25 protein-coding genes and 1 pseudogene are annotated in these 26633 nt (G+C 68.4%); 11 read left to right on the forward strand and 15 right to left on the reverse strand.

The genetic code is table 11. The features are described 5' to 3' along the window. Positions 1-25 precede the first annotated feature (25 nt). Positions 26-1480, forward strand: a complete 1455-nt coding sequence (locus ACQY8B_RS24855) for an MATE family efflux transporter (RefSeq protein WP_422084367.1) — start codon at positions 26-28, stop codon at positions 1478-1480. Here the strand turns inward: ACQY8B_RS24855 and dbpA are convergent. The 4 genes from dbpA to ACQY8B_RS24875 all read right to left on the reverse strand — a co-directional run bounded on the left by dbpA (position 1455) and on the right by ACQY8B_RS24875 (position 5148). Beyond that, on the reverse strand, positions 1455-2885 hold the full coding sequence (gene dbpA / locus ACQY8B_RS24860; RefSeq protein WP_422084368.1) for an ATP-dependent RNA helicase DbpA: 1431 nt from the start codon (positions 2883-2885) through the stop codon (positions 1455-1457). The genes ACQY8B_RS24855 and dbpA overlap by 26 nt on opposite strands. Before the next feature lie 84 nt (positions 2886-2969). Continuing rightward, a complete protein-coding gene (infA, locus tag ACQY8B_RS24865; RefSeq protein WP_422084369.1) occupies positions 2970-3242 on the reverse strand; it encodes a translation initiation factor IF-1 in 273 nt (90 codons plus the stop codon). A gap of 58 nt (positions 3243-3300) precedes the next feature. After that, complete coding sequence (locus ACQY8B_RS24870; RefSeq protein ID WP_422089106.1) at positions 3301-3549, reverse strand: hypothetical protein; 249 nt, start codon at positions 3547-3549, stop codon at positions 3301-3303. 363 nt (positions 3550-3912) lie between these two features. Then, positions 3913-5148, reverse strand: coding sequence for an MFS transporter (locus ACQY8B_RS24875; RefSeq protein WP_422084370.1), 1236 nt, complete (start codon positions 5146-5148; stop codon positions 3913-3915). Between the two features lie 84 nt (positions 5149-5232). Here ACQY8B_RS24875 and ACQY8B_RS24880 point away from each other — a divergent pair, with 84 nt between their 5' ends. Both ACQY8B_RS24880 and ACQY8B_RS24885 read left to right on the forward strand, forming a co-directional pair. Further along, positions 5233-6708: a PLP-dependent aminotransferase family protein gene (locus ACQY8B_RS24880; protein WP_422084371.1), complete on the forward strand. Its 1476-nt coding sequence runs from the start codon at positions 5233-5235 to the stop codon at positions 6706-6708. 83 nt (positions 6709-6791) lie between these two features. After that, positions 6792-7880, forward strand: a complete 1089-nt coding sequence (locus ACQY8B_RS24885; protein ID WP_422084372.1) for a catalase family protein — start codon at positions 6792-6794, stop codon at positions 7878-7880. 5 nt (positions 7881-7885) lie between these two features. Here the strand turns inward: ACQY8B_RS24885 and ACQY8B_RS24890 are convergent, their stop codons facing one another. Continuing rightward, complete coding sequence (locus ACQY8B_RS24890; RefSeq protein ID WP_422084373.1) at positions 7886-8941, reverse strand: sugar phosphate isomerase/epimerase family protein; 1056 nt, start codon at positions 8939-8941, stop codon at positions 7886-7888. 140 nt (positions 8942-9081) lie between these two features. Between ACQY8B_RS24890 and ACQY8B_RS24895 the strand changes: the two genes are divergently transcribed. Continuing rightward, positions 9082-9972, forward strand: a complete 891-nt coding sequence (locus ACQY8B_RS24895; protein ID WP_081268691.1) for a gamma-glutamyl-gamma-aminobutyrate hydrolase family protein — start codon at positions 9082-9084, stop codon at positions 9970-9972. A gap of 10 nt (positions 9973-9982) precedes the next feature. Here ACQY8B_RS24895 and ACQY8B_RS24900 read toward each other — a convergent pair whose 3' ends face one another. Beyond that, positions 9983-11623: an acyl-CoA dehydrogenase family protein gene (locus ACQY8B_RS24900; protein WP_422084374.1), complete on the reverse strand. Its 1641-nt coding sequence runs from the start codon at positions 11621-11623 to the stop codon at positions 9983-9985. Between the two features lie 32 nt (positions 11624-11655). After that, the gene (locus tag ACQY8B_RS24905) at positions 11656-12483 is read right to left on the reverse strand and encodes a thioesterase family protein (protein ID WP_422084375.1); all 828 of its coding nucleotides are present in this window, start codon (positions 12481-12483) and stop codon (positions 11656-11658) included. A gap of 71 nt (positions 12484-12554) precedes the next feature. On the opposite strand from ACQY8B_RS24905, the gene ACQY8B_RS24910 reads away from it, so the two are divergent. Further along, the gene (locus ACQY8B_RS24910) at positions 12555-13190 is read left to right on the forward strand and encodes a TetR/AcrR family transcriptional regulator (protein ID WP_422084376.1); all 636 of its coding nucleotides are present in this window, start codon (positions 12555-12557) and stop codon (positions 13188-13190) included. A 1-nt stretch (position 13191) separates the two neighbouring features. Here ACQY8B_RS24910 and ACQY8B_RS24915 read toward each other — a convergent pair whose 3' ends face one another. The 3 genes from ACQY8B_RS24915 to ACQY8B_RS24925 all read right to left on the reverse strand — a co-directional run bounded on the left by ACQY8B_RS24915 (position 13192) and on the right by ACQY8B_RS24925 (position 15341). After that, positions 13192-13377 carry a hypothetical protein gene (locus tag ACQY8B_RS24915; RefSeq protein ID WP_422084377.1) on the reverse strand — a complete coding sequence of 62 codons (186 nt, stop codon included), beginning with the start codon at positions 13375-13377 and terminating at the stop codon, positions 13192-13194. A 115-nt stretch (positions 13378-13492) separates the two neighbouring features. Beyond that, positions 13493-14365 (reverse strand): N-formylglutamate amidohydrolase, encoded by an 873-nt coding sequence (locus tag ACQY8B_RS24920; protein WP_422084378.1) that lies wholly within the window; start codon positions 14363-14365, stop codon positions 13493-13495. Positions 14366-14378: 13 nt separating this feature from the next. Continuing rightward, a complete protein-coding gene (locus ACQY8B_RS24925; RefSeq protein WP_422084379.1) occupies positions 14379-15341 on the reverse strand; it encodes a tripartite tricarboxylate transporter substrate binding protein BugE in 963 nt (320 codons plus the stop codon). A gap of 112 nt (positions 15342-15453) precedes the next feature. On the opposite strand from ACQY8B_RS24925, the gene ACQY8B_RS24930 reads away from it, so the two are divergent. Next, positions 15454-16374, forward strand: a complete 921-nt coding sequence (locus ACQY8B_RS24930) for a LysR substrate-binding domain-containing protein (RefSeq protein ID WP_081268695.1) — start codon at positions 15454-15456, stop codon at positions 16372-16374. A 20-nt stretch (positions 16375-16394) separates the two neighbouring features. Here the strand turns inward: ACQY8B_RS24930 and ACQY8B_RS24935 are convergent. Then, positions 16395-16651: pseudogene (locus ACQY8B_RS24935) on the reverse strand (tripartite tricarboxylate transporter substrate-binding protein); the annotation flags it as partial. 30 nt (positions 16652-16681) lie between these two features. Continuing rightward, positions 16682-19642, reverse strand: coding sequence for a DNA topoisomerase III (locus tag ACQY8B_RS24940; RefSeq protein ID WP_422084380.1), 2961 nt, complete (start codon positions 19640-19642; stop codon positions 16682-16684). Between the two features lie 180 nt (positions 19643-19822). On the opposite strand from ACQY8B_RS24940, the gene ACQY8B_RS24945 reads away from it, so the two are divergent. The 3 genes from ACQY8B_RS24945 to ACQY8B_RS24955 are packed head-to-tail and all read left to right on the forward strand — an operon-like array spanning position 19823 to position 21544. Continuing rightward, positions 19823-20479 carry an SET domain-containing protein gene (locus tag ACQY8B_RS24945; protein WP_422084381.1) on the forward strand — a complete coding sequence of 219 codons (657 nt, stop codon included), beginning with the start codon at positions 19823-19825 and terminating at the stop codon, positions 20477-20479. A 2-nt stretch (positions 20480-20481) separates the two neighbouring features. Next, positions 20482-21294 (forward strand): biotin--[acetyl-CoA-carboxylase] ligase, encoded by an 813-nt coding sequence (locus ACQY8B_RS24950; protein ID WP_422084382.1) that lies wholly within the window; start codon positions 20482-20484, stop codon positions 21292-21294. A 13-nt stretch (positions 21295-21307) separates the two neighbouring features. Beyond that, entirely contained in the window at positions 21308-21544 is a 237-nt protein-coding gene (locus tag ACQY8B_RS24955) for a sporulation protein (protein WP_422084383.1), read from the forward strand. 6 nt (positions 21545-21550) lie between these two features. On the opposite strand, the gene ACQY8B_RS24960 is transcribed toward ACQY8B_RS24955, so the two are convergent. Continuing rightward, a complete protein-coding gene (locus tag ACQY8B_RS24960) occupies positions 21551-22993 on the reverse strand; it encodes a sensor histidine kinase N-terminal domain-containing protein (protein WP_422084384.1) in 1443 nt (480 codons plus the stop codon). A 386-nt stretch (positions 22994-23379) separates the two neighbouring features. On the opposite strand from ACQY8B_RS24960, the gene ACQY8B_RS24965 reads away from it, so the two are divergent. Further along, on the forward strand, positions 23380-24102 hold the full coding sequence (locus ACQY8B_RS24965; RefSeq protein WP_422084385.1) for a hypothetical protein: 723 nt from the start codon (positions 23380-23382) through the stop codon (positions 24100-24102). A gap of 28 nt (positions 24103-24130) precedes the next feature. On the opposite strand, the gene ACQY8B_RS24970 is transcribed toward ACQY8B_RS24965, so the two are convergent. Together ACQY8B_RS24970 and ACQY8B_RS24975 are read right to left on the reverse strand one after the other, a co-directional pair. Then, entirely contained in the window at positions 24131-24805 is a 675-nt protein-coding gene (locus ACQY8B_RS24970; RefSeq protein ID WP_422084386.1) for a response regulator, read from the reverse strand. A 74-nt stretch (positions 24806-24879) separates the two neighbouring features. After that, positions 24880-25365 carry a MarR family winged helix-turn-helix transcriptional regulator gene (locus ACQY8B_RS24975; RefSeq protein ID WP_422084387.1) on the reverse strand — a complete coding sequence of 162 codons (486 nt, stop codon included), beginning with the start codon at positions 25363-25365 and terminating at the stop codon, positions 24880-24882. Between the two features lie 144 nt (positions 25366-25509). On the opposite strand from ACQY8B_RS24975, the gene recA reads away from it, so the two are divergent. Beyond that, positions 25510-26616, forward strand: coding sequence for a recombinase RecA (gene recA, locus ACQY8B_RS24980; protein ID WP_081268704.1), 1107 nt, complete (start codon positions 25510-25512; stop codon positions 26614-26616). Positions 26617-26633: the final 17 nt, after the last annotated feature.

Here is a 26633-nt window from a genome sequence, read left to right on the forward strand (position 1 = left end):
AATTAGGCCACATCGAGGATTTCATATGCCAATAACCGAAACAGCCGCCGGCGCCGGGCGTCCGCGCTTCGTTTCGGGCTCGCTGATGCGCCATGTCTGCGTCATGGCGGGCACGGGGGCCATCGGCCTGATCGCGGTGTTCGCGGTCGACCTGATCAACCTGTTCTACATCTCGCTGCTCGGCGAAAAAGAGACTGCGGCGGCGGTCGGTTTCGCGGGCGTGGTGGGGTTCTTCCATGCGTCGCTTTGCATCGGCCTGACCATCGGCATCGCGGCGGTGGTGTCGCGCACGGTGGGCGCGGGGCGCATGGAAGACGCGCGCCGCATCGGCACCTCGAGCCTCGTGCTGATGGTGGCGCTGTCGGTGCTGGCGGGCTCGGGCACCGCCTTCGTCCTGCACCCGGCGCTGCAGGCACTGGGAGCGCAGGGCGAGACGGCGCGGCTCGCGCATCGCTACCTCTCGGTGACGGTGCACACGCTGCCGCTGCTGGGCATCGGCATGGCGACGTCCGCGCTGCTGCGCTCGGTGGGCGATGCGCGCCGCTCGATGACGGTGACGCTGGCGGGCGCCTTCGTGACGGCGGTGCTCGACCCGATATTGATCTTCGGCTTCGGCCTGGGGCTCGACGGCGCGGCGATCAGCGCAGTGGTCTCGCGCACGGTGCTGGCGGCCATCGGGCTGCACGGCGTGGTGGTGAAGCACCGCATGCTCGGTCCGTTCCAGGCTTCGCGGCTCGGCGCCGATGCGCGCGCGCTGGGCTCGGTGGCCGGGCCGGCGGTGCTGACGAACCTGGCCACGCCCGTGGGCGCGGCCTTCGTCACGCATGCGGTGGCGCAGTTCGGACCCTCGGCGGTGGCGGGCGCGGCCACCATCGACCGGCTGACGCCGGTGGCCTTCGGGCTGGTCTATGCGCTCAGCGGCGCGGTCGGGCCGATCCTGGCGCAGAACCTCGGTGCGGGGCAGTACCGACGGGTGCAGGAAGGGCTGCGCGACAGCCTGCTGTTCATGGTGGCGTCGGTGGCCGTGGCGTGGCTGCTGCTGGCGCTGGGGCAAGGCGTGCTCATTCGCGCGTTCTCGGCCGAAGGGCAGGCGGCGGAGTTGATCTCGCTGTTCTGCAGCTGGCTGGCCGCGAGCTTCTTTTTCGCGGGCGGGCTGTTCGTGGCGAACGCGTCGTTCAACAACCTCGGGCATCCGCTGCTGTCGACCGCGTTCAACTGGGGGCGCGCCACGCTGGGCACGATTCCGTTCGCCTGGTGGGGCTCGCACCACGGCGCGGCCGGCGTGCTGATCGGGCAGGCCGTGGGCTCGTCGATCTTCGGACTGCTCGCGGTGGTGGTGGCGTTCAGGCTGGCCGCGAAGCTGGCGCAGCAGGAGGCGCCCGATGCGGCGCCGGCACCGGTGCTCGACGCGCCGGTAGCGCCTACATCGGCGCTGGCCACGCCGCAGGCGGGCGTTACTGCTCCAGCAGCCGCACCTTGACCGACTTGCCCTTGACGCGGCCGGCGGACAGCTTGCGCGCCGCCTCGGCCGCGATGGCGCGGTCCACCGCCACGTAGGTCGAGAACTCGTTGACGTTGATCTTGCCGACCTGCTCCTTCGTGTAGCCGCAGTCGCCGGTGAGCGCGCCCAGCACGTCGCCGGCGCGGATCTTTTCCTTGCGCCCGCCCACGATCTGCAGCGTGGCCATTGGCGGCTGCAGCGGCGTGCCCTTGGCCGGCGTGAGCTCGGACAGCTCGTGCCATTCCGATTCGCGGCCCTGCAGCAGCTCGATTTTTCCGACGCTGCCCATCTCGTTCATGCTGGCCAGGTTCAGCGCCAGGCCTTCCGAGCCGCCCTGCTGGCCCACGCGGCCGGTGCGGCCGACGCGGTGGATGTGGATTTCGGAATCGGGCGTCACGTCGACGTTGATCACCGCCTCGAGGTGCGAAATGTCGAGCCCGCGCGCCGCCACGTCGGTGGCCACCAGCACCGAGCAGCTGCGGTTGGCGAACTGCACCAGCACCTGGTCGCGCTCGCGCTGCTCCAGCTCGCCGAACAGCGCCAGCGCGCTGAAGCCCTGGGCCTGCAGCACGTCGACGAGGTCGCGGCACTGCTGCTTGGTGTTGCAGAAGGCCAGCGTGCTGACGGGGCGGAAATGGTCGAGCAGCAGGCTCACGGCGTGCAGCCGCTCGCTGTCCTTGACCTGATACCAGCGCTGGCGGATCTTGCTGCCTTCGTGCTGCGCCTGCACCGTGATCTGCTCGGGGTTCTTCATGAACTGCTGGGCGAGCTTGGCGATGCCTTCGGGGTACGTGGCCGAGAACAGCAGCGTCTGGCGCTCCTTCGGGCACTGCCGCGCCACCGTCACGATGTCGTCGAAGAAGCCCATGTCCAGCATGCGGTCGGCTTCGTCGAGCACCAGCGTGTTGAGCGCCGACAGGTCGAGGTTCCCGCGTTCCAGGTGGTCCATGATGCGCCCCGGCGTGCCCACCACGATGTGGGCGCCGTGCTCCAGGCTGGCAATCTGCCCGCGCAGCGCGACACCGCCGCAGAGCGTGACGACCTTGATGTTTTCCTCGGCGCGCGCCAGGCGGCGGATTTCGGTCGTGACCTGGTCGGCCAGTTCGCGCGTCGGGCACAGCACCATCGCCTGGATGGCGAAGCGCCGTGCGTTGAGGTTGGCGAGCAGCGCCAGCGCGAAGGCGGCGGTCTTGCCGCTGCCGGTCTTGGCTTGCGCGATCAGGTCCTTGCCGAGCAGCGCCGGCGGCAGCGCTGCCGCCTGGATCGGCGTCATCTGCGTGTAGCCGAGCTGGGTGAGGTTGGCCAGCGTCTGGGGCGTGAGCGCCAGCGTGGCAAAGCCGTTGTCGGCTGGGGTGCCGCCGGCTGTGGGATTGGGTGTGGTCATCGTTCAGCAGCCGTGGAGCGCAAAAAACAAAAGCCTTGCCGGCACCCTTCGCGGGGCGCCGCAAGGCTTTTCGTCAGTCGCGGATCAGCGGCGGGGTGAGTTGTTGCCGCCGGAGTTGGTCGGCGGCGGGCCGCGACGTTCCAGGTGACGGAAGGTGATACGGCCCTTGGTCAGGTCGTAGGGCGAGAGTTCGAGCGACACCTTGTCACCCGCCAGGATGCGGATGTGGTGCTTGCGCATCTTGCCGCCGCTGTAGGCGATCAGCTGATGGCCGTTGTCGAGCGTGACGCGGTAGCGCGAGTCGGGCAGGACTTCGGTCACCGCGCCGTTCATTTCGATCAGTTCTTCCTTGGGCATGTGTGATTACCTCTGAATCGTTCGATGTGTGTTGGAGATGGAATCGGGCGTAATTGTTTCAGGCCGCGCACGGGAGTGCGAGGGGGGCGCGTTCGCGCACCCAGCCAAGGCCCTCGTCGACGGCATAGCGGAGCGCCGCGGCGTGGCTGGCGAAACGCGGCGTGAAGCGCATCACGCGGTCGTGCATGCCGCTGCCGCTGCCGGAGCGGATCGAGACGGAAGCGGCGAAATTGCCGTCGTCCTGGTGTCGGATGAGCGGAGAAACAAGGTACTTGCCCACCGCGATACTGTGTTGAATGATGTCCATGAAGCCTTGGCTCGGCGCGCGGATACGAAGCGCGAAGAGCCTGAAAAATAATTGAAAACGGGCGTGGGCCGGCCGGAATGGCGCGGCGGACGCGCTATTCGCTTCAACAGGAACGAAGGCAGTGGTGGCAATCATGGGCGCCCGGTCTGGCGCTCCAACACACTGTATGAGCCGGCTTGGAAATGAGGGGCCTGAAGAATCCAAGGACAGTGCAGGTCAGCCGGCGGTATTGACGAAATTCTTCGTCGTGGTATCGAAACGAACCCGACATTATAGCCCGCAGGGCATGACGACCGCTTGTCTTAATTACAACGGCTCCATGAAAAAGGCCCCGAGGGGCCGTTGATCAGGCGTTGCGAGCTATTAAAAACATAGCGATGTCCGGGCGGAACAGGCACTCCGTGCCCTGCGAGCCGCCAGAAGCAGCAGCGCCAGCCCCACGAGCTGCATCGCCGCGCCCGCCCATCCCACCGCACTTACGCCGAACAGCTCGATGGCCGCGCCGCCCAGCGCCGAGCCTGCCGCGATGCCGAGGTACGTCGCCGATGCATTGAGCGACAGCGTCATCGGCGCGCGCTCCGGCGCCAGCCTGATCAGCCGCACCGCCTGCGCCGGCCCGAAGCCCCAGCCGGCAAAGCCCCACAGCGCCGACAGCCCCACGATCAGCGGCAGTGCCAGCCCGCGCGGCAGCATCTGCGCTGCGAACGACAGCCCGCCCAGAATCAGCACCAGCATCAGCGCAAAACCCTGCGCCACGCGGTCGGCGCCGAAGCGGTCGGTGGCCCAGCCGCCGGCCGCGGTGCCAAGGGCCGCCGCCACGCCGATGGCGCCGAACACCGCGCTTGCGCCGTCGGCCCCGAAGCCCAGCGTGCCCGACAGGAACAGCGCGATGTAGGTGTAGAAGCTGAAGCCGCCGGTGGCCCACAGCAGGGTGACGAGCAGCGCCGGCAGCACGCCGGGTTCGCGCGCCGCCTCGAAGGCCGGTGCCTGCTTCGCGGCGGCGGGGGCTTGCGCCAGGGCGCGCGGCAATCCCAGGGCCAGGCCCCAGGTGGCCAGCGCCGCCACCGCCGCGATCAACAGGTAGGCCGTGCGCCAGCCACCCCAGCTCGCGATCCATGCGCCCAGCGGCACGCCGAGCGCCACCGCCACGGTGCCGCCGCCGCTCACGATGGCCAGCGCCCGGCCGCGCAGCGCGGGCGACACCATCGCCGCCGCCACGGCGCTCGCGGTCGGCAGGAACATACCGGCCGCCAGCCCCAGCGCGATGCGTGCCAGCGCCAGTTGCGCGAAGCCGTGCGCCATCGCCGCCGCCAGCGCGAGGCCCGAGAACGCCGCGAGGCTTGCAATCAGCAGCGGCCGCCGCCCGAAGCGCGCGAACAGCGCCGCCATCAGCGGAGATCCGACGGCATAGCTCAGCGCGAACAGCAGCACCAGCTGCCCGGCCCGCGCGGCGCTGACCTGCAGATCGGCCGCCAGCACCGGCAGCAGCCCGGCGACCATGAAGCTTTCGGTGCCGATGGCGAAGGCGCCCAGCGCGAGCCAGCCGAGGCTCATGGGCAACCGCTCTGGCAAGGGCGCGGCAGTGGGGTTGGTGTGCATGGAAGGCTCCGTTCAAAGGTGTTCCGAGGCCTTCAGAATAGGTTTGCGATTGGCTCCTTGAAAGAACCACAATCGGCGAAGTTCATGGAACCACTTTTCGAACTCGCCATCCGTCTGCCGGGCGCCGGCTCTCGCGAACTGCTGCGCGAAGTGCATCGGCAGTTGCGTGGCGCCATCCTCGACGGCCGGCTGCAGCCCGGCGCGCGCCTGCCCGCCACGCGCGCGCTGGCGCAGCGGCTCGGCGTGTCGCGCAACACCGTGCTCGCGGCCTACGACCTGCTGCTGAGCGAGGGCTACCTGCTGGCGCGTCCCGGCGCGGGTACCTACGTGGCCGACACCCTGCCGGCCTCGCGGCGCGGCCGGCCCGCCCGGCCCGCCCGGGCCGCCCAGGGGATCGCGGCCGGGCGCGACCCCCGGCTGGTGCCGCTGCACGTGCCCGGCGCCGATCTCGCGCCGACGCTCCAGCCGCAGGCCGCGCGCGACGACTTCCGAGTCGGCCTGCCCGACGTGAGCCCCTTCCCCTTCGACATCTGGCGCCGCCTGTCCGACCGAGCGCTGCGCCGCGTCGCGCGGCAGACCGCCGACTACGCCGACCCGCAGGGCCAGGAGGCGCTGCGCGAGGCGATCGCGCGGCATGTGTCGTTCACGCGCGCGGTGGGCTGCACCGCCGGCGACATCGTGGTGACGGCCGGCGCGCAGCAGGCCTTCGGGCTGCTCGCGCGCATCCTGGTCGTGCCGGGACGCACCGTGGTCGCGGTCGAGCAGCTGTTCTATCCCTCGCTGCGCGAAGCGATGCTGGCCGCAGGCGCGAAAGTGGTCACCGTGCCGACCGACACCGAGGGCCTGTGCGTCGAGCGCATTCCGCCAGAAGCGCGCGTGGTCTGCGTGACGCCGTCGCACCAGTTCCCAACCGGCGTCGCGATGTCGCCGCAGCGGCGCACTGCCCTGCTGGCCTTTGCGCGGGCACGCAATGCGGTCATCGTCGAGGACGACTACGACAGCGAATTCCGCTTCGCCGGCCGGCCGCTCGATGCATTGCAGACGCTGGACCGCGCCGAGTCGGTGTTCTACGTCGGCACCTTTTCCAAGAGCCTGTTTCCCGCGCTGCGCCTGGGTTTCGTGGTCGCGCCGCCGTGGGCCCGCGCGGCGCTGGTGCGGGCGCGCGAACTGGCCGACTGGCACGGCCCGGTGCTCGGGCAGGAAGCGCTCGCGGCTTTCATTGCCGAGGGGCACCTGGCGCGGCACATCCGCAAGATGCGCAAGCTGTATGGCGCGCGGCGTACCGCCCTGCTCGATGCGCTGGCGAGGCATGGCGCGGGACGGCTCGAGGCAATTCCTTCCAACGCCGGGCTGCACCTGTCGGCCTGGCTGCGCAGCCCGACGCGGGCCGACGTGGTTGTGGAGCGCGCCGCGGCAGCCGGCATCGTGCTGCCGCCGCTCTCGCGCTTCGCGCTCGACCCGCACGCGCCCGACGTGCCCAACGGGCTGTCGTTCGGCTACGGGCTGATCGGCGAAGCGCAGATCGACGGCGCCATCCAGCGGCTCGTGCAACTGCTCTGAGCCCGCCCGCGCAGGCATTCGAGCGCACGCAATGGCGTTGCGCTCCTACAGCCGTTGCGCATGCCGCTGCGCTCAATCGCGGCATGAACACGACGACGGCACTCTCCTCCTCAACGCCCGTGCGCTACGACCCCGCCGTGGAAACCTTCCGCGACGACGAGGCGCAGACGCAGACCGACCTGGTGGCCACCCTCGTCGACATGGAGAAAACCATGGCCGACCACACCGGCCATGCCATGCGCGCGGTGCACGCCAAGAGCCACGGCCTGTTGCGCGGCGAACTGAGCGTGCTCGACGGCCTGCCCGAAACACTGGCACAGGGCCTCTTCGCGTCGGCGCGCCGCTACCCGGTCGTCATGCGGCTGTCGACGCCGCCCGCCGAGATGCTCGACGACCGCGTCTCGCTGCCGCGCGGAATGGCCCTGAAGGTGCTGGACGTGGAAGGCCCGCGCGTCGAAGGCTCCGAGGGCGACTCCACGCAGGACTTCCTGTTCGTCGACGGCCCGGTGTTCTCCGCGCCCGACGCCAAGGGTTTCCTGCGCAGCCTGAAGCTGCTCGCCGGCACCACCGACAAGGCACCGAACGCCAAGCGCGTGCTGTCAGGCGTGCTGCAGGGCGTGGAGAAAGCGGTCGAGACTTTCGGCGGCCAGAGCGGCACGCTGATCGCGCTGGGCGGCCATGCGGAGACGCACCCGCTCGGCGCGACCTTCTTCACGCAGGTGCCGATCCGCTATGGCGCCTACATCGCCAAGCTGCAGCTGGCCCCTGTTTCCCCCGCGCTGCTGGCGCTGGAGAACGCGCCGCTCGACCTTGCCGGCAAGCCCGACGGTACGCGCGAGGCCGTGGCCGATTTCATCCGTGCGAACCCCGCCGTGTGGGAACTGCGCGTGCAGCTTTGCGTGGACCTGGAGCGCATGCCGGTCGAAGACGCCTCGGTCGAGTGGCCGCAGGCGCTGAGCCCGTTCGTCGCGGTGGCGCGCATCACCGCCGATCCGCAGGAAGGCTGGAGCGAGGCGCTGGCGCGCGAGATCGACGACGGCATGGCCTTCAACCCCTGGCATTCACTGGCCGCGCACCGGCCGCTGGGCAATGTGATGCGCGCTCGCAAGGCGGCGTATGCGGCCTCGTCGGACTACCGCAGCGAGCGCAACGGCTGCCCGCTGCACCGCTGAAGATTTCAGCCCAGCCCGAGCATCCGCCGGTTTGCCGCCACGTCCACGCCGCCCGCGGCGAAGTCGTCGAAGGCCCGGTCGGCCACGCGGATGATGTGGTCGGCAATGAACTTCGCGCCTTCGCGCGCGCCGTCTTCCGGGTGCTTGATGCAGCACTCCCATTCGAGCACCGCCCACCCCGGGAAGTCGTACTGCGCCATCTTCGAGAAGATGGCCTTGAAGTTCACCTGCCCGTCGCCCAGCGAGCGGAAGCGCCCGGCGCGGTTGATCCAGCTCTGGAAGCCGCCGTACACGCCCTGCTTGCCGGTCGGGTTGAACTCGGCGTCCTTCACGTGAAAGATCTTGATGCGCTCGTGGTAGTGGTCGATGTAGGCCAGGTAGTCGAGCTGCTGCAGCATGAAGTGGCTCGGGTCGTACAGCAGGCAGGCGCGCGGATGGTTGTTCACGCGCTCCAGGAACATCTCGTAGCTCACGCCGTCGTGCAGGTCTTCGCCGGGGTGGATTTCGTAGCCCACGTCCACGCCCACCGCGTCGAAGGCATCGAGGATCGGACGCCAGCGCCGCGCCAGTTCGTCGAAGGCCTCCTCGATGAGTCCCGGCGGGCGCGGCGGCCACGAATAGAGATACGGCCAGGCCAGCGCGCCCGAGAAGGTCGCGTGCGCCGTGAGGCCCAGGTTGGCCGATGCCTTGGCCGCGAAGTGCAGCTGCTGCACCGCCCATTGCTGGCGCTTGACCGGATCGCCGCGCACTTCGGGCGCAGCGAAACCGTCGAAGCCCGCGTCGTAGGCCGGGTGCACCGCCACCAACTGGCCCTGCAGGTGGGTCGAGAGCTCGGTGATCTCCAGGCCGTGCTTCGCCAGCGTGCCCTTCACCTCGTCGCAATAGGTCTTGCTTTCGGCAGCCTTCTTCAGGTCGAACAGGCGAGCGTCCCAGCTGGGTATCTGCACGCCCTTGTAGCCGAGCCCGGCGGCCCAGCCTGCAATGCCGTCGAGCGTGTTGAACGGTGCCGCGTCTCCCGCAAACTGGGCGAGAAAAATGGCCGGACCCTTGATTGTCTTCATTGGCTTGTCTTCCTTATTCGTCGGGGTAGCGTTGAAAGCATACTTGGCGTGTCGTCCGACCCCGTGCGAGAGGCCAACGAGCCACAATGGATTTTCCTTTTCGCATCACCCGTCCGGTTCGCTCCGTCGACAGTCCCGCGATGACACAACCTGTTTCCGCCCGGCTCAAGATCGGCCTGTCCGCCTGCTTCTCGCATGCCGACCCCGCCCGATCGCTCTTCACCAACAAGACGCTGCAGTACGTCGAGCAATCGATCGCGCACTGGCTCATGTCCGCCGGCGCCATGGTGGTGATGGTGCCCTGCCCCACCGGCGAGACCGCGCGCGGCGACACCAAGCTGTCGCACTACGCCGAATGGCTCGACGGCGTGGTGATGCACGGCGGCGCCGACGTCTGGCCCGGCAGCTACGGCGAGGTGCCGCTGAAGGACGCATGGATCGGCGACCGCATCCGCGACCTCTACGACTTGGCGCTGGTCGAAGCCTTCGAGCAGGCCGGCAAGCCCATCTTCGGCGTGTGCCGCGGGCTGCAGCTCATCAACGTGGCCTTCGGCGGCACGCTCTACCAGGACATCGAGGCGCAGCACGGGCACCCCGAGACACTCAAGCACCGCGACCCCGTCACCTACGACCAGAACTTCCACCAGATCGAGTTGGTGCAGGGCACCCGCCTGTCGAAGCTCTACCCCGACCTGAAGACCGCGCGCGTGAACAGCATCCACCACCAGGGCGTGAAGGACATCGCGCCCGGCTTCGACATCGAGGCCTGGAGCCTGCCCGACCGCGTGCCCGAGGCCATCCGCCGCCGGGCCGACCGCGGCCGCAGCTACATCGCCGCGACCCAGTGGCATCCCGAGTTCCACAAGTACGGCAGCACCGAGACGGTCGACGACACGCCCATCCTGCACGACTTTCTCTGGGCCTGCGCCACCGCCCGCGTGGCGCCGCGCACGAGCAGCATGCGCGGCATGCCGGGGCGCATCCGAAACCGCGCCGCGCGCCTGCTGAAGCAGGCACTGCTGCGGCGCTGAGGCCGCGCTCTCAGCGCCAAGCCGCGCGCACCAGCGCGCCGGGATCGCTGGTGCCGGCGCTGATGCCGGTGACCGGGCCCCAGTCGGGGTCGAAGCGGCTGCTCACGAAGGCGGCCGAGGACTCCACGCTCGCATGCGCCAGCATCAGGCAGGCCTGCGCCGCGCGCACCAGCCGCTGCGTGAAGCGGCGCGCCTGGCGCTCCAGTTCCTGCGGCGGCAGCTGCACCATGCGGCGCAGCACGTCGATCTCGGCCTGCAGGCGCGGCTCGCCGGTGGCGATGTCCTGCAGCTGGTCGAGCACCAGCTGCACGTCGTCCGGGTTGCGCGACACGGCACGCAGCACGTCCAGGCACATCACGTTGCCCGAGCCTTCCCAGATCGAGTTGACAGGCGCCTCGCGGAACAGCCGGCCCATCGGTCCGTCTTCCACATAGCCGTTGCCGCCGAAGACTTCCATCGCCTCGCCGGTCAGGGCCACCGCACGCTTGCAGTTCCAGAACTTGGCGGCCGGCGTCAGCAGCCGGCGCCAGGCCGTGTCCAGCGGCGCGGCGGAGCCGAAGCGCGAGGCCAGCTCCATCGCCAGCAGCGTGGCGCTTTCGGATTCGAGCGCCATGTCGGCCAGCAGCTCGGTCATCACCGGCTGGTCGACCAGCGCCTTGCCGAAGGCGAAGCGGTTGCGCGCATAGTGCGCGGCCTGCGCGAAGGCCTGCCGCATGAAGCCCGCGCTGGCGAGTGCGCAGTCGAGCCGGGTCACGGTCGCCATCTCGATGATGGTCGGGATGCCACGGCCCTCGTCGCCCACCAGCACGCCCCACGCCTCCTTGAACTCGACTTCGCTGCTGGAGTTGGAGCGGTTGCCGACCTTGTCCTTCAGCCGCTGGATGTGAATCGGGTTCTTGCTGCCGTCGGGCCGCCAGCGCGGCACGAAGAAGCACGATGAGCCGTGCTCGTCGGTCTTGGCCAGCACCAGGTGGCCGTCGCACATCGGCGCCGAGAAGAACCACTTGTGGCCGGTGATCAAGAACTCGTCGCCCCAGGGGCCGCTGCCTGCGGGCACGGCGCGCGTGGTGTTGGTGCGCACGTCGCTGCCGCCCTGCTTCTCGGTCATGCCCATGCCGACGGTCATCGAGGTCTTGCGGTCCAGCGGGATGTCGCGCGCATCGTGTTCGTTCGACGCGAGCTTGGCGCCCAGGTCGGCGTACAGCGCGGCGTTGCGGCGCATCACCGGGATGCAGGCCTTGGTCATGGTGGTCGGGCAGGTCGAGCCCGACTCGATCTGGCTGTGCATGTGCAGCGAGGCGCCGTAGCCGACCCAGGCCGAGGGCCGCTCGTCGAAGAACGGCAGGTTGGCGATGCCGTTGCGCCGGGCGATCGACATCATCGTGTGCCATGCCGGGTGGAACCGCACCTGGTCGATGCGCTCGCCGATGCGCGAATGCGTGTGCAGCTCGGGCTCGTGGCGGTTGGCGTCTTCTGCGGCGCGCAGCGTGGCTTCGGCGCCGTACTCGGCACCCTGGCGCACCAGTTCGTCGTCGCGCCAGGCGGCACCACCGCGCGCGACCGCGCGGCGCAGCACGGGGTCGCTGGTGTAGACGTTGTAGTCCTTGAGTTCGGGGACCTGGTTGTCGGGGTGGATGCCGGTGGTGGTCATGGCTGTTGTCTCTCTCGGTTGTCGTTGAAGGCTCAGGCGCGTTCGCGCAGCACCAGCGTCTGGGTGGCAAGGCCGATCGGGCCGCGTTCGTCGTACAGGTGGGACACGGCAAGGCCGGCACCGTCGCCGTGCACCTCGGTGGCCGAGCGCAGGCCGATCCATTCGCCTTCGGGCGCGCGGAACAGGTTCAGGCTCATGTCGGCGTTGGCGAAAAGAAAGCGCTCGGCCGGCAGCACCCAGCTCAGGCCGTTGCCGAAGTCGGCCGCCGCCGCGGCGCGCATGGCGGGCGAGTTGGCGATGCCGTCCACCAGCGGCACCGCGAGCCGGAACCACGCGCCGCAGGGGCCGGGCTGGCTCGAGTCGCCTTCGGCCACGCGCGATTCCACGGCGCTGCCGTAGAACGACACGCCGTCGGGCAGGCCCGGAATGCGCACGCGCTCGCTGCAGTCGCCCGGCAGCGGCCGCAGTTGCGACTGCGGCCAGCCCGGCAGGTCCGCCGGCAGCGCCAGCGAGCCTTTGGCCAGCAGCAGCGCATGCGCCCGCGCCACCACCACGTCGCCCGCCAGCAGGTCGATGCCCACGCGCACCGTGGCGCGCGAAGACTGCACCTGCGTGCGGGTGAGTAGCAGCACCAGCGGCACCGGCTTCACGAGCTCGACCGTGAGCCGCGCCAGTTGCCATCCCGGGCCGGGCGCGGCCCGCTCTGCCACATGCGCCAGCAGGGCGCAGGGTGCGCCGCCGTGCTGCGCGCGCGGGTCCCAGGGGCCGCGCGAGAGCACGCTGGGCTGCCAGGCGTCGGCGCCCTGGCTGGCGTAGACGGCGGGGTGGGATGAGTCCGGAGTCGGTTCGTCGATGGCCATTGCAGAATCGGTTCGATGGGTCCAAAAATTCTAGGAACAAGCCGGGCGCAAGGTGTTCGGGTTCGGCGGCGATGAGCAGCGGCACCCGCGCGCCGGCCGCCGCACCGAGGAGAAAGCCGCGCCAGTCCCGCGCGCGCCACACCTCGCAGGCGCTGCAGGAAGCCTTTGTTCGGCTTTTGGTCGAGCGCGGCTATGCCGCCATCACCATCCGCGAGATCGTGTCCGTCGCGGGTACGGGGCTTGGCAGCTTCTACGAATACTTCGAGAACAAGGACGACCTGGCGCGCGTGTGCCTGCACCTGCGCTCCAAGGCGCTGCTGCTGGGCATCCGCGAGACCGTGGCCGCGCATGCGGGGCGGCCGCTGCGGGAGATCGTCGATGCGGTGATCGATGCGCAGGTCGAGGCGCACCGCGATCAGCCGCTGGCCTGGGGCGCGCACTACCTGCTGGAGCGGCACCTCTCCAGCGCCGAGGCCTATCGCAAGATGTACGACCGTTTCGTGGCCGAGTGGGTGGGTGTGCTCGAAGCCGCCTGCGACATGGCGGCCGATGGCCCGAAGAAGGAGATTGCGCGCGTCTGCCAGACCATCCTCTACGGCCTGGTGGCGCACACGCACATCGGCACCGGCGGACGGCCCGACCTGCAGGCGCTGTCACGCCAGCTGCGCGGCGCGCTGCACGGCTACCTGGCCGGCGTGGTCCGCTGAATCAGCGCGAGCTGTTCCTGGTGCCGGTGACGCTGGCGTCGATGGTGCCGAACACGGTGACGCCGCTGCCGCCCGTGGGCGTTGCGGCGCTCGATGCATTGGCGCTGCCGGCCGAACCGGTGCCCGCGCAACCCGCGACGAGCGCGCCCATCGCGACGGCAAGAACAGCTGCAATGAATGGCTTCACTGGAAACTCCAAGAGATTTGGTGGGTCATGACCGTTTCCACTATAGGCCGCCGGCCCGGCCCCTCGTGTAACAACACACCGGGGCCGGCAGGGTTGTTGCCCCGCGGCAGGCCGCTCAGCGCGGGTCCGTCGCCAGCAGCATCCCAACCAGCGAGCGCAGGTGCCCCTGCAGCCGCTCGGCGCCGGCTTCGTCCAGCGCCAGCGTGGTCTCGTCCATGTAGAGCTTGCGGTTGATCTCCACCTGGATGCTGTGCCGGTTGCCGGCCGGGTCGCCGTTGCGGCGCACCAGCTCCACGCCCTTGTAGGGGTGGTTGTAGTCCACGCTGTAGCCGAAGCCGCGCAGGTGCTCGCAGATCTTGCGCGACAGCGCCGGGTCGGCGGTGCTGCCGTCGCGGTCGCCGATCACGAAGTCGGCATGCGCCAGGCCCGGGAAGTCGGTGGCATGGCTGGCCGCGATGGCCGGCATCGAGTGGCAGTTGATGTGGATGCTGTAGCCGTGGCGCGCATGCGCCTCGTCGATGGCCTGCGCCACCGCCGCGTGATACGGGCGCCAGCAGGTGTCGATGCGCTGGCGCACTTCTTCCACCGGCAATTGCCGGTCGTAGATAGGCAGGCCCTCGTCGGTGAGCTTCCAGATCAGCCCCTTGCCCAGGCGCACCTTCGACAGCACGCGCGGGTCGGTGGAAACCGGGTCGGTCCACTCGCCTTGCAGCATCGTGGTGTCGATCTCGGTCGTGTCGCGGTTGGCGTCCAGGTAGCTGCGCGGAAAGTGCGCCTCCACCCAGGCCACGCCCATCGCCGGCGCGAAGGCGTAGAGCTTTTCCACGTGCGTGTCCTCGGCGCGGCGCAGTGTCGCGAGGTCGCGCACCGTGCCGAAGTCCTCGGGGTAGACGGTGCCGCTGTGCGGGGAGTCCAGCACCAGCGGCGTGTGCCCGGCAACGCTCGTCACCTCGGCGCGGGTTTGAATCAGTTTCAGGACTGGATGCATAGGCAGGCCGGGCTCAGTCCAATCGCACGCGTGCGAATTCGGCCACCTTCTTCATCTTGTCGATCTCGCTGGCGATCTGCTTGGTGAACTGCGTCGGCGTGGTGCCCGAGGCGTACAGGCCCTGCAGCGCCAGGCGCTCGCGCACCGAGGGGTCCTTCAGCGCGGTGGCCACGGCCTGCTGCATGCGCAGCACCAGTTCGGCCGGCGTGCCGGCGGGCGCGATCATGCCGAACCACGACGGATCGTTGTTGGCCGGATAGCCCAGCTCGCCGTAGGTGGGCACGTCGGGCAGCACGTCGAGGCGGCCGTTCCACGACACGGCCAGCGCCTTCAGCTTGCCCGCCTTCACGTGCGGCAGCGAGGAGGCCACCTGGTCGAAGTACACCGGCACTTCGCCCGCGAGCACGTCGTTGACGGCCGGGCCCGCACCGCGGTAGGGGATGTGCACCATCGAGGTTCCGGTGCTGCTCTTGAACAGCTCGCCCCACATGTGGCCTATGGTGCCGTTGCCCGGCGAGGCGTACGACACCTTGCCCGGATTGGCCTTGAGGTACTTCACCAGTTCGGCGAAGTTGGCCACCGGCAGCTTCGCCGGGTTGATGACGATCACGCCCGGCGCCTTGACGATCTCGGTCACGGCGGCAAAGCCCTTGATCGGGTCGTACGGCAGCTTCTGGTAGACGGCCGGGTTCACGCCGTGCGTGGACAGGGTGGCGATGCCGAAGGTCAGGCCGTCCGGCGTGGCGCGGGCCAGCTCGGCCATGCCGATGGAGCCGCCGGCACCGGCGCGGTTGTCGATGACCACCGGCTGCTGCAGGATCTTGGCCACGGGCTCGCCGAGCACGCGCGCCGTGATGTCGGTGGCGCCGCCGGGCGGGAAGGGAACGACCAGGCGAATGGGCTTGCCCTGGGCAAAGGATATTCCTGGGAGGACGGAAGCAGCGGCCAGCGTGGAGATGAAATGACGACGTTGCATGGGGTGGATTCCAATGTGCATTGAGTGAGAAGGAGCGATTTCGCCTCACTTCAGAAGCAAAGGATAGACCAGCTAACATTCTGATCTGGAATGTTTTAATGGGCATCCTGCCATGTCGTTGCGCCGTCTCAATCCTCCGCTGAACCTGCTGCGGGCCTTTTCAACCGTGGTGCGCTTCGGCGGCGTCTCGCGCGCGGCCGAGGCGCTGCACCTCACGCAGGGCGCGGTCAGCAAGCAGGTGCAGGAGCTCGAGCGCTGGATCGGCGCGCCGCTGTTCGAGCGCAACCGAAAGCGCCTGGCGCTCACGCCGGCCGGCGAGCGCTACGAGAAGACGGTTCGCTCGCTGCTCGCGCAGCTGGAGGCGGCCACGCTGGAGCTCATCACCAGCGGCGACGGCGGCGGCGCGCTGCACCTGTCCACCCTGCCCACCTTCGGCGCCAAATGGCTGATTCCGCGGCTGCCCGATTTCCAGCGCGCGCATCCGCAGATCACGCTGCATTTCGTGCCCTTCGTGCACGGCTACGACTTCGAGCGGCCCGAGCTCGACTGCGCCATTCTCTTCGGCGACGGCCACTGGCCCGGCGCGCAATCGCACTACCTCGCGGGCCGTGACGTGGCGCTGATCGCACCGCGCGCCGCGCAGGCCGAGGTCGCCATCCGTACGCCGCAGGACGTGGCGCGCTGCACGCTTCTGCGCCATGTCACGGTGCCGCAGTCGTGGCTGCACTGGAGCGAGACGCATGGCGTGCGCGGGCTGGACCCGCTGGCCGGCCCGCAGTTCGACCAGTTCCAGACCATGATCCGCGCGGTGATGGTCGGCATGGGCGTGGCGCTGGTGCCGCGCTGCCTGGTGCAGGACGAAATCTCTTCGGGTCTGGTGGACGAGCCGCTGCCCGGCGGCGGCTACCGCGGCAACGAGGGCTACTGGTTCTGCTACCCCGAGGGACGCGGCCAGCTGGCCACGCTCGATCATTTCCGCAGCTGGCTGCTGGCGGAGGTCGACCGCGCGAAAGAGGCGCAGGCGCCTGCCTGACGCCTGCTAGATCGAACGGCTCATTCGGGCTTTGCGCCCGAAGCCTTCACCGCAGCGCCCCAAAGGCGGGTCTCGCTCGCCACGAAGCGGTCGAACTCCGCCGGCGTGGTGGGCGCCGGCTCGGCGCCATCAGCCCGAGCCAGCCCACGGCCTCGAAGTTCTTCGTGCCGGCCACGCCGCTTTCGGCCACCGTGGGCACGTCGGGCAACTGCGACGAGCGCGTGGCCGACGTGACCGCCAGCGCCACCGCCTTGCCCGACTTGATGTGCGGCAGCGCGATCGCGGCGAAGTGTCTGCGCTGCATGGCTCAGGTCGCCGAGAGGTGCTTGCCCACGATGCCCGCGAGTTCGAACATCGTCACCTGGTCCTTGCCGAACACCGGCTTGAGCTTGGCGTCGGCATTGATCGCGCGCTTGTTGGTCGCGTCCTGCAGGCCGTTGGCCTTGATGTAGTCCCACAGCTTCTTGATGACCTCGGTGCGCGCCACCGGCTCGGCGCCGATCACCGCGGCCAGCGAGTCGCTGGGCTTCAGGCCCGCGCCGGGCTTGCGCGGCGCGGCAGCCTTCTTCGCGGCCGGTGCCTTCTTGGCCGCGGGCGTCTTCTTCGCCGCCACCTTCTTGGCTGCCGCCGTCTTGCCCGCGGGCGCGGCCTTGCCGAAGGTCTTGCGCGGCGGGAACTTGGCTGCACCTTCGCGTGGTGCGAACTCGAAGGTCACCTTGCCCTCTTCGGCGTTCCAGGTCAGGAAGGCCTTGAAGGCGCGGCGCGTGCGCATGCTCACGAACTTGTCGAGCAGGTCGGTCTTGCCGGTGGCCAGCAGCTTTTCCATCTGCGCGCGCTCCACCGGCTGCTGCAGGATGATCTTGCCGGTCTTGAAGGTGCACGTTGGCGTGGGCTGCGCATTGGTCGGCACCGACTTCTCGCAGACGTAGTTGCTGCCGTGCTCGAACACCGGCGCGCCGCACACCGGGCACGGGCCCACGGTGTCCTGCTCGCTGAAGTCGACGATCTCGCCGGTGTCGGCGTTCTTGTCGTCGCCGAAGTCGAACTCCAGCTTCCAGTTCTTGGCCTCGTCGTCGAACTTGATGACGATCTCGGAGGTGAAGGGCCAGCCGGCCTTGGAGCGGAAGCCCTCCAGCGGGCCGATGTGCTTGTCGCGCAGCAGCGCCTCGGCCTCGGCCACCTCGAAGGTACGCCCGGCCGGCGACTTGCCGAACGAAAAGCCGCAGGCGTCCTCGCCGGTGCCGCTCTTGCCGGTGCAGGCGTAGCGGCGGTAGTTCTCGCGCACGATGCCGCCGCAGTTGGGGCACGGCGTCTGCAGGGTGGCGTAGTCGCCCGGCACGGTGTCGCGGTCGTATTCCTTCGCCTTCTTGACGATGTGCTCCGTCATCTCGGCGATCTCGCGCATGAAGGCGTCGCGGCTGAGCGAGCCCTTCTCCATCTGCGCGAGCTTGTATTCCCACTCGCCGGTGAGTTCGGCCTTGGAGAGTTCTTCCACGCCCAGGCCGCGCAGCAGCGTCATGAGCTGGAAGGCCTTGGCCGTGGGAATCAGCTCGCGCCCTTCGCGCAGCATGTATTTCTCGGTGATCAGGCCTTCGATGGTGGCCGCGCGCGTGGCTGGCGTGCCCAGGCCCTTCTCCTGCATGGCTTCGCGCAGCTCGTCGTCGTCGATGGTCTTGCCCGCGCCTTCCATCGCGCCGAGCAGCGTGGCTTCGGAGTAGCGCGCCGGCGGGCGCGTCTTCAGGCCCTTGGTGTCGACCGACTCGGCCTTCACGATCTCGCCCGGCTTCACCGGCACGAGGCGCTTGCCGTCCTTGTCGTCTTCCTTCTCGTCGTCCTGGGCTTCCTTGCCGTAGATGGCGAGCCAGCCCGGCTTCACCAGCACCTTGCCATCGGTGCGGAAGGGGTACTTCCTGCCGCCCTGCTCCACCGTGCTGATGCGCGTGGTGACCTGGTATTCGGCGCTCGGGAAGAACACCGACAGGAAGCGGCGCACCACGAAGTCGTACAGCTTCTGCTCTGCCTCGCTCAGGCCGCTGGGGGCCTGCAGCGTCGGGATGATGGCGAAGTGATCCGACACCTTGGCGTTGTCGAAGATGCGCTTGTTGGGCTTCACGTAGTTGCCGTCGACCGCCTGCTTGGCGAACGGCGCCAGGTGCTTCATGCCGCTGTTGGCGAGCATGCCCATGGTCTGCTTGACGACGGGAAGATAGTCTTCCGGCAGCGCGCGCGAATCGGTACGCGGGTAGGTCAGTGCCTTGTGGCGCTCATACAGGCTTTGCGCCAGCGCGAGCGTTGTCTTGGCGCTGAAGCCGAAGCGGCCGTTGGCCTCGCGCTGCAGCGAGGTCAGGTCGAACAGCATCGGCGAAGCCTGCGTGGTGGGCTTGCTTTCTTCCGTGACGGTGGCGGGCTTGCCGCGCGAGGCGTCGGCGATGGCGCGGGCTTCCTGCTCGTTCCACACGCGGTCGGCGCGCTGCTCGGGGTCGGGTTCGCCGTTGGCCAGCAGCGGCGCGTTGGCTTTTTTCCAGTCGGGGTTGAACCACTTGCCGGGGTACTCGCCGGCCTCGGCCGCGAAGCTGCCGTGCACTTCCCAGTAGTCGCGCGAGACGAACTTGCGGATCTGCTCCTCGCGCTCCACCACCACGGACAGGGTCGGCGTCTGCACGCGGCCAACGGTCGTAAGGAAGAAGCCGCCGTCGCGCGAATTGAATGCGGTCATGGCGCGCGTGCCGTTGATGCCCACCAGCCAGTCGGCCTCCGAGCGCGAGCGCGCGGCGTCGGCCAGGCCCTGCATCTGCTTTTCGGTGCGCAGCGCGTCGAAGCCGTCGCGGATGGCCTGCGGCGTCATCGACTGCAGCCACAGCCGCTTGACCGGCTTGTTCAGCCCCGACTTGCCGCCGGCGTACTGCTCGATCAGGCGGAAGATCAGCTCGCCCTCGCGGCCCGCGTCGCAGGCGTTGATGAGCTGCGTCACGTCCTTGCGCTTGGCCTGCTTGACCACGGCGTTCAGGCGCGTCTTGGTCTTGTCGACCGGCTTCAGGTCGAAGTGCGGCGGAATCACGGGCAGGTTGGCAAAACTCCACTTGCCCCGCTTGACGTCGAATTCCTCGGGCGCCTGGATTTCGACCAGGTGACCGACAGCGCTGGTCACGACATAGCTGTCGTTCTCGAAATGCTCGTCATGTTTGTCGAATTTGCCGGCCACCGGCGTGAGGGCGCGGACGATGTCCTGCGCCACCGACGGCTTTTCTGCGATTACCAAGGTCTTCATCAACAATTCCTAAAAAGTTCTCAGGTCGCCGCCGAGCCGCCTCAAGGCGGCCTGCGGTCCCCTCGGGGGGCAGCGACGACACGCAGTGCGGGAGCGTGGGGGCCACATACAATCTGCGGCTTCCCGCGTGCGCACGCGCACACGCGCATGTGTGCATATTCAAACTAACAGACTTCGGCGATGCCTTCCAAAACCCCACTTTCCGCCGGTCGCCGAATCCAGATGCGGCGCTCCGATGTCCATGGCAACGGCGTGTTCGCCGTGCAGGACCTGGCCGAAGGCGAAACGCTGATCGAATACAAGGGCGAGATCATCAGCTGGAAGGAAGCGCTGCGCCGCCATCCGCACGACCCGGCCCAGCCCAACCACACCTTCTACTTCCACATCGACGACGGGCGTGTGATCGACGGCAACGTCAAGGGCAACGACGCGCGCTGGATCAACCACTCGTGCGAGCCGAACTGCGAGGCGGACGAGGTCGATGGGCGCGTTTATATCAAGGCGCTGCGCAACATCGCTGCAGGCGAAGAGCTCAATTACGACTACGGCCTGATCATCGACGAGCCGTACACGCCGAAGCTCCTGTCCGAATTTCCTTGCTGGTGCGGCTCCGAGCAGTGCCGCGGCACGCTGCTGACGCCCAAGGATGAGGACGAAGAAAAGAAAAAGAAGAAGAAAGACAAAAAGAAGGCTGAAAAGAAGAAGGCCGAGAAAAAAGAGGCCGAGAAGAAAGAAGCCGAAAAGAAAGCCGGCAAGAAGGCCGAAAAGAAGTCGGAAGCCAAGTCTGGCAAGGCGGAGAAAAAATCCGTCAAGAAAGACAAGTCCGAGAAAGACTGAACATGAGCAGCACCACCGCCGACTGGTTCGAAGACCGGATCGCCGCGGCGGTCGCCCCGCTGCTGCCCGGCTTCACCGTCGAGGCCGTGGCCGAGATCGATTCCACCAACACCGAGCTCATGCGCCGCGCGCGCGCCGGCCGTGTCGAGCCCGTGCTGCTCGTGGCCGAGCACCAGACCGCCGGGCGCGGCCGGCTGGGCCGGCCCTGGCAGAGCGCGCCGAGGCAGGAAGCATCGGCCTCCCTGCTGTTCTCGCTGGGCCTGCCGCTGGCGCCCGCCGACTGGTCGGGCCTGTCGCTGGCAGTGGGTGTCAGCGTGGCCGAGAGCCTCGACCCCTCGGGCGCGCACAAGGTCGGCCTCAAGTGGCCCAACGACGTGTGGGTCAACGACAGCAAGCTGGCCGGCATCCTGATCGAGACCGCGCTGCCGTCCAGCGGCCGGCCCGATGCGTCGCGCTACCTCGTGATCGGCATCGGCCTGAACATCGGCGCGCGCGATGCCGACGGCATGCGCACGCCGCCGGCCTGGCTGCGCCAGTGGCGCCCCGATGCCGGTGCACCCGAAGTGCTGGGCGAGCTGGCCCCACCGCTCGTGCAGGCCGTGCTGGATTTCGAGGCGCGCGGCTTCGCGCCCTTCGCCGAACGCTTCGCCGCGCGCGACGTGCTGCGCGGCCGTGAAGTGGCGCTCAGCGACGGCACCGCCGGCCTGTGCGAAGGCGTGGCCTGGGGCGGCGAGCTGCAGGTGCGCACCGACGCCGGGCTGCAGCTGATCTCGAGCGACGAAGTGAGCGTGCGCCCTCGCGGCATGGCGTTCTGACCGGCCGATCCGCATGAAGCTGCGTCTTCTGTTCGTCGTCCTGTTGCTGGCCAACGCCGGCTACTTCCTCTGGGCGCGCGGCGATCTCGCCGGCTTCGGCCTGGCGCCGGCGGGGCTCAACGAGCGCGAGCCGCAGCGTCTCGCGCGGCAGATCCGGCCCGAGTGGCTGCAGATCCGCAACGACGCCAAGCCTGCTGCGCCGGCTCCGACCCCGGCACCCGCAGCTGCCGCGCCCACGCCCTCCCCCTGACCAGGCTCAGACAGGCGCCTCGGCCTCGAAGCGCACCGTGAAGAGCGCCCCCGGCGGATGCTTGCCGGGATGCGCGTCCTCCAGCTTCACCTGCGCGCGGTGCTGGTTCGCGATCTCGCGCACGATCGGCAGCCCCAGCCCGGAGCCATCGGCCTCGTTGCCGAGCACCCGGTAGAAAGGCTCGAACACCAGCTCGCGGTCGGCCTCGGCGATGCCGGGGCCGTTGTCCTCCACCTGCAGCAGCAGCACATGGCCGAAGGGGTCCGCCAGCACGCGCACGGTGATCAGGCCCGGGCGCTCCGGCGTCGAGGGCGTGTAGTTCAGCGCGTTGTCGACGAGGTTGCGCACCAGCTCCTTCAGCAGCGTCTGGTTGCCGTCGAACATCACGCCGGGCGCACCCGCCTCGGCGCCGTCGTAGCCCAGGTCGATGCGCTTCTCGATGGCGCGCGGCACCGCCTCGCGCACCACCTCGATGGTGAGCCGCGCCAGGTCGCAGGGCTGGTGATGAACGTTGGCGCTGTTGCCTTCGGCGCGCGCCAGCGACAACAGCTGGTTCACTGTGTGCGTGGCGCGTTTGCTGGCGCGGCCGATCTGCTTGAGCGACTGCTTCAGCTCGTCGGCGTTGGCGCCTTCGCGCTGCGCCAGGTCTGCCTGCATGCGCAGGCCCGCCAGCGGTGTTTTCAGCTGGTGCGCCGCGTCGGCCAGGAAGCGCTTCTGCGTGCCGATCGAGTCGTTGAGCTTGTCCAGCAGCTCGTTCACCGAAGACACCAGCGGCACCACCTCGAGCGGCACCGACGATTCGTCCAGCGGGCTCAGGTCACCGGGGCGCCGTTCGCGGATGCGCGCCTCCACCACCGACAGCGGCTTGATGCCGCGCACCAGCGCCAGCCAGATCAGCAGCACCGCCAGCGGCAGGATCGCGAACTGCGGCAGCAGCACGCCCTTGATGATCTCGGCCGCCAGCACCGACTGCTTCTCGCGCGTCTCGGCCAGCTGCAGCAGCGAGGACGGCACGTCGTCGCTGCCGCTGGCCAGCCACATCGAGGCCACGCGAACCGGCTGGCCGTGCACGTCGCTGTTGTGCAGGAACACCTGGTTGGGCGGCAGCGGCTCGTCGAGGCCGGGCTGGGGAATGTCGCGCTCGCCGCTCAGCAGCGTGCCGTGGCCGTCGAGCAACTGGTAGTAGACGTGGCCGGCGTCGTCGGCCCGCAGGATCTCGCGCGCCGACTGCGAGAGCACGAACTGCGTGTGCCCTTCCTTCACCGTCACCAGCTCGGCCAGCGCCTTCACGTTGTGCTCGAGCGCGCGATCGAAGGGCGCGTTGGCAATGCCCTGCGCCACCAGCCAGGTGACGCCGATGCTCACCGGCACCAGCAGCAGCAGCGGCGTGAGCATCCAGTCGAGGATCTCGCCGAACAGGGAGCGCTGCGCGCGCTGGAACAATTTCAAGAGTGAAGTTCCTGATGAGGCCCGAGAAATTCCAGGAAAAGGTGATTTAGTGCCATTGCAGCAAGGCGTGTCGCGGAAATTTGCGCGGTTCACGGTTGTAGTCTCTGCACGCAGTTTCTGCAATTCGAAAAATCTCAGGGAGAGTCATGGAAAACAAGTCATTGGGCGGCTGCCCTCAGCCGCTCTGGATCGTCGCGACCGTGTTGGCCGCGGGGGTGGGAGTTACTGCGTGCGGTGGTGGGAGTAGTGGGGGCGGTGGCGGGATGCCGTTGTTGCCGGTGCTGCCGTCTTCCTCGCCGCCCCCCGCGCCATCACCGGCCCCGGCGCCCGCGCCTGCCCCCGGGCCGAATCGCGATCCAGTTCCGGGCAGCGAGCCGCTGCCATCGTTGAGCGCACCCCAGGCCGGGTCGATCGCCGCAGTGGGCAACGGCAGCGAAGGCCTCTATGAAGCGATGTTTGGCTACACCTACGTCGGCGCCGACGGCAAAATCGCCAGCAAGTTTGTGGTCGGCACACTCGACGGATCGATTCTGGTCACGGGCATCAATTGGGTCTTCGGTGCGGATACCAATTACTACTTCACTGACCGGTCCCCGGTGACGGGGTCGGGCACCTTCTCGCAAAAGGTGTCCATGGACGGTACCTATGCCTATGGCGGGCGCTCGCCTTCGGCGTTCGGCCCGTTCACCTACAACGTGGCCAATGCGCTCGCGGTCGGCCAGGACAGTGTGATTGGCAAGTGGGCCAACACCGACACCAGCTTCGGCATTGCCATTGCCATCGAGGTTGATGCGACGGGGGCCTACACAGGCACGATGAGCGGTGCACAGGTCGGTGTGTGCAAGATCTCGGGCACGCTGACGCTGGCGCAGCCCGCCACGGCCAAGAACGCCTACGGCTTTCGGGTGACAGCAGTCAATGCCGCAACCACGGCGCGCGACGCCTGCAAGTTCGACAGTGCCCTGGGCTTTCAAGGCCCGGCGGCCATCACCTTTGTGCCGGCCGGCAACTTCGCGAGCAACGGCTATTTCCGCAGCATCGCATTCCTCGTGCATTCCAGGGCAGGGGACGGTTCGTCGATCGCCGCCAGCCTGCGCAAGCAGCCGTAGGCCCGCTGCACGAGTGACGGGCCGGGGCTCAGTTCGGGATCTTCTCGAGGCAGTAACCCAGCCCGCGCACCGTGGCAATGCGCACCGGCCCCTTCTCGATCTTCTTGCGCAGCCGGTGGATGTACACCTCGATCGCGTTCAGGCTCACCTCCTCGCCCCATTCGCAGAGGCGGTCGACCAGCTGGTCCTTGCTCACCAGCCGGCCGGCGCGCTGCAGCAGCACTTCGAGCAGGCCGAGTTCGCGCGCCGACAGCTCGATCATCTTGCCGTCGATGGTCGCCACGCGGCCGGCCTGGTCGTACACCAGCGGGCCGTGGCGGATCGCGTTGCTGGTGGTGCCCATGCCGCGCCGCGTGAGGGCGCGCACGCGCGCCTCGAGTTCCTGCAGGCTAAAGGGCTTGGCCATGTAGTCGTCGGCGCCGTTGTCCAGGCCCTTGACGCGCTCTTCCACGCTGTCGGCGGCCGTGAGCACCAGCACCGGCAGTTGCGATCCGCGCGCGCGCAGGCGCTTGAGGATCTCGATGCCGTGCAGGCTGGGCAGCCCGAGGTCGAGGATCAGCAGGTCGAATTCGTCATGGGTCATGAGCGCGGTGTCGGCCTGCGAGCCGTTGGCCACGTGGTCGACCGCCGCGCCCGAGGTGCGCAGGCTGCGCAACAGGGCATCTGCCAGCACCTGGTCGTCTTCGGCAATCAGAATCCGCATATGCGCCACCTCCGGCCTGTTTGGGGTGTCGGGCGCCCCGCCGGCGCCGTTCACATTTGTCTCTGCCTCGAAGTCTAGCCCGCTGTATAGGCTTCCAGTCCGATGGTTACCACGGTGGCGATGTCATTGCCCACGCTGCTGCGGAACTCGCGTTCGGCCTGCGTCACCGCGCCGTGGAAGGCGTCGAGCCAGGCCAGCCCGTCGGCCGTGAACAGCACGCGCCGGGCCCGCGCGTCGAGCGGATCAGGGCCGCGCGTGACCAGGCCCCAGGCCTCGCACTGGTCGACCAGCGCGCCCATCGCCTGCTTGGTCATGCCGGCGCGCCCGGCCAGCTCGGTGAGGCGCGAGCCCTCGCGCGCCAGGTGCCGGGTGATGTGGATGTGCGCCGCGCTCACCTGCGCGCGCGCCGCGAGGTTCGACAACGCCAGCGGCACGTCGACGTCGTGCGCCATCAGTTCCAGCACGCGCTCGTCGAAGCGGCGCATGGCATGGCCCAGCAGGCGGCCCAGGTGGGTCTGCCGCCAGGCGTCGGGATCGGTCGGAAAAGCGGCTTCGGTCATGCGCCAAATGGTAAAGCAAACTGACCAAAAAACAGGTTTACGCAGCGGCATCAGCCCCTACACTACTGTTCAAGCATCCAGCCTGTGGTTAAAAGCAGATGGGTGAAACCAGACACAAACCGTTGATTTTCAAGGAGTTTCCACATGGACGCAGTCGTCAAGGGCGCAAGCATCTCGGTCGCCAACAGTGAAAAGGCCAAGGCCCTGCAAGCCGCGCTGGCCCAGATCGAAAAGCAGTTCGGCAAGGGCACGATCATGCGGCTCGGCGAAGGCGAGGCACTGGAAGACATCCAGGTGGTCTCCACCGGCTCGCTGGGCCTGGACATCGCGCTGGGCGTCGGCGGCCTGCCGCGCGGCCGCGTCATCGAAATCTACGGCCCTGAATCCTCGGGCAAGACCACGCTCACGCTGCAGGTCATCGCCGCCATGCAGAAGCAGGCCGGCACCTGCGCCTTCGTCGACGCCGAACACGCCCTCGACGTGCAATACGCCCAGAAGCTCGGCGTGAACCTGTCCGACCTGCTGATCAGCCAGCCCGACACCGGCGAGCAGGCCCTCGAAATCGTCGATTCGCTGGTGCGCTCGGGCGCCGTCGACCTGATCGTGGTCGACTCGGTCGCCGCGCTCACGCCCAAGGCCGAAATCGAAGGCGAAATGGGCGACTCGCTGCCCGGCCTGCAGGCCCGCCTGATGAGCCAGGCGCTGCGCAAGCTCACCGCCACCATCAAGAAGACCAACTGCATGGTCATCTTCATCAACCAGATCCGCATGAAGATCGGCGTGATGTTCGGTTCGCCCGAAACCACCACCGGCGGCAACGCGCTGAAGTTCTACGCCTCGGTGCGCCTGGACATCCGCCGCATCGGCACCATCAAGAAGGGCGACGAGGCCATCGGCAACGAAACCAAGGTGAAGGTGGTGAAGAACAAGGTCTCGCCCCCGTTCAAGACGGCGGAGTTCGACATCCTGTTCGGCGAAGGCATCAGCCGCGAGGGCGAGATCATCGACATGGGCGTGACCGCCAAGATCGTCGACAAGTCGGGTGCCTGGTACGCCTACAACGGCGAGAAGATCGGCCAGGGCCGCGACAACGCCCGCGAATTCCTGCGCGAGAACCCCGAGCTGTCGCGCGAGATCGAGAACAAGGTGCGCGAGTCGCTGGGCATTCCGCTGCTGGCAGCCGACGCCGGCTCCACGCCCGAGAAGCCGCAGAAGGCCGCCAAGGCCGAAAAGGCGGACAAGGGCGAGTAAGCCCCGGAACGCGGCCC

It is taken from the genome of Variovorax sp., from assembly GCF_965279555.1.
In the GTDB taxonomy this organism is placed as follows: domain Bacteria; phylum Pseudomonadota; class Gammaproteobacteria; order Burkholderiales; family Burkholderiaceae_C; genus Variovorax.

Coding starts and splice junctions, on each gene's coding strand:
- ACQY8B_RS24855 (WP_422084367.1), top strand. CDS start 26: ATGCCAATAACCGAAACAGCCGCCGGCGCCGGGCGTCCGCGCTTCGTT.
- dbpA (WP_422084368.1), bottom strand. CDS start 2,885: ATGACCACACCCAATCCCACAGCCGGCGGCACCCCAGCCGACAACGGC.
- infA (WP_422084369.1), bottom strand. CDS start 3,242: ATGCCCAAGGAAGAACTGATCGAAATGAACGGCGCGGTGACCGAAGTC.
- ACQY8B_RS24870 (WP_422089106.1), bottom strand. CDS start 3,549: ATGGACATCATTCAACACAGTATCGCGGTGGGCAAGTACCTTGTTTCT.
- ACQY8B_RS24875 (WP_422084370.1), bottom strand. CDS start 5,148: ATGCACACCAACCCCACTGCCGCGCCCTTGCCAGAGCGGTTGCCCATG.
- ACQY8B_RS24880 (WP_422084371.1), top strand. CDS start 5,233: ATGGAACCACTTTTCGAACTCGCCATCCGTCTGCCGGGCGCCGGCTCT.
- ACQY8B_RS24885 (WP_422084372.1), top strand. CDS start 6,792: ATGAACACGACGACGGCACTCTCCTCCTCAACGCCCGTGCGCTACGAC.
- ACQY8B_RS24890 (WP_422084373.1), bottom strand. CDS start 8,941: ATGAAGACAATCAAGGGTCCGGCCATTTTTCTCGCCCAGTTTGCGGGA.
- ACQY8B_RS24895 (WP_081268691.1), top strand. CDS start 9,082: ATGACACAACCTGTTTCCGCCCGGCTCAAGATCGGCCTGTCCGCCTGC.
- ACQY8B_RS24900 (WP_422084374.1), bottom strand. CDS start 11,623: ATGACCACCACCGGCATCCACCCCGACAACCAGGTCCCCGAACTCAAG.
- ACQY8B_RS24905 (WP_422084375.1), bottom strand. CDS start 12,483: ATGGCCATCGACGAACCGACTCCGGACTCATCCCACCCCGCCGTCTAC.
- ACQY8B_RS24910 (WP_422084376.1), top strand. CDS start 12,555: ATGAGCAGCGGCACCCGCGCGCCGGCCGCCGCACCGAGGAGAAAGCCG.
- ACQY8B_RS24920 (WP_422084378.1), bottom strand. CDS start 14,365: ATGCATCCAGTCCTGAAACTGATTCAAACCCGCGCCGAGGTGACGAGC.
- ACQY8B_RS24925 (WP_422084379.1), bottom strand. CDS start 15,341: ATGCAACGTCGTCATTTCATCTCCACGCTGGCCGCTGCTTCCGTCCTC.
- ACQY8B_RS24930 (WP_081268695.1), top strand. CDS start 15,454: ATGTCGTTGCGCCGTCTCAATCCTCCGCTGAACCTGCTGCGGGCCTTT.
- ACQY8B_RS24940 (WP_422084380.1), bottom strand. CDS start 19,642: ATGAAGACCTTGGTAATCGCAGAAAAGCCGTCGGTGGCGCAGGACATC.
- ACQY8B_RS24945 (WP_422084381.1), top strand. CDS start 19,823: ATGCCTTCCAAAACCCCACTTTCCGCCGGTCGCCGAATCCAGATGCGG.
- ACQY8B_RS24950 (WP_422084382.1), top strand. CDS start 20,482: ATGAGCAGCACCACCGCCGACTGGTTCGAAGACCGGATCGCCGCGGCG.
- ACQY8B_RS24955 (WP_422084383.1), top strand. CDS start 21,308: ATGAAGCTGCGTCTTCTGTTCGTCGTCCTGTTGCTGGCCAACGCCGGC.
- ACQY8B_RS24970 (WP_422084386.1), bottom strand. CDS start 24,805: ATGCGGATTCTGATTGCCGAAGACGACCAGGTGCTGGCAGATGCCCTG.
- ACQY8B_RS24975 (WP_422084387.1), bottom strand. CDS start 25,365: ATGACCGAAGCCGCTTTTCCGACCGATCCCGACGCCTGGCGGCAGACC.
- recA (WP_081268704.1), top strand. CDS start 25,510: ATGGACGCAGTCGTCAAGGGCGCAAGCATCTCGGTCGCCAACAGTGAA.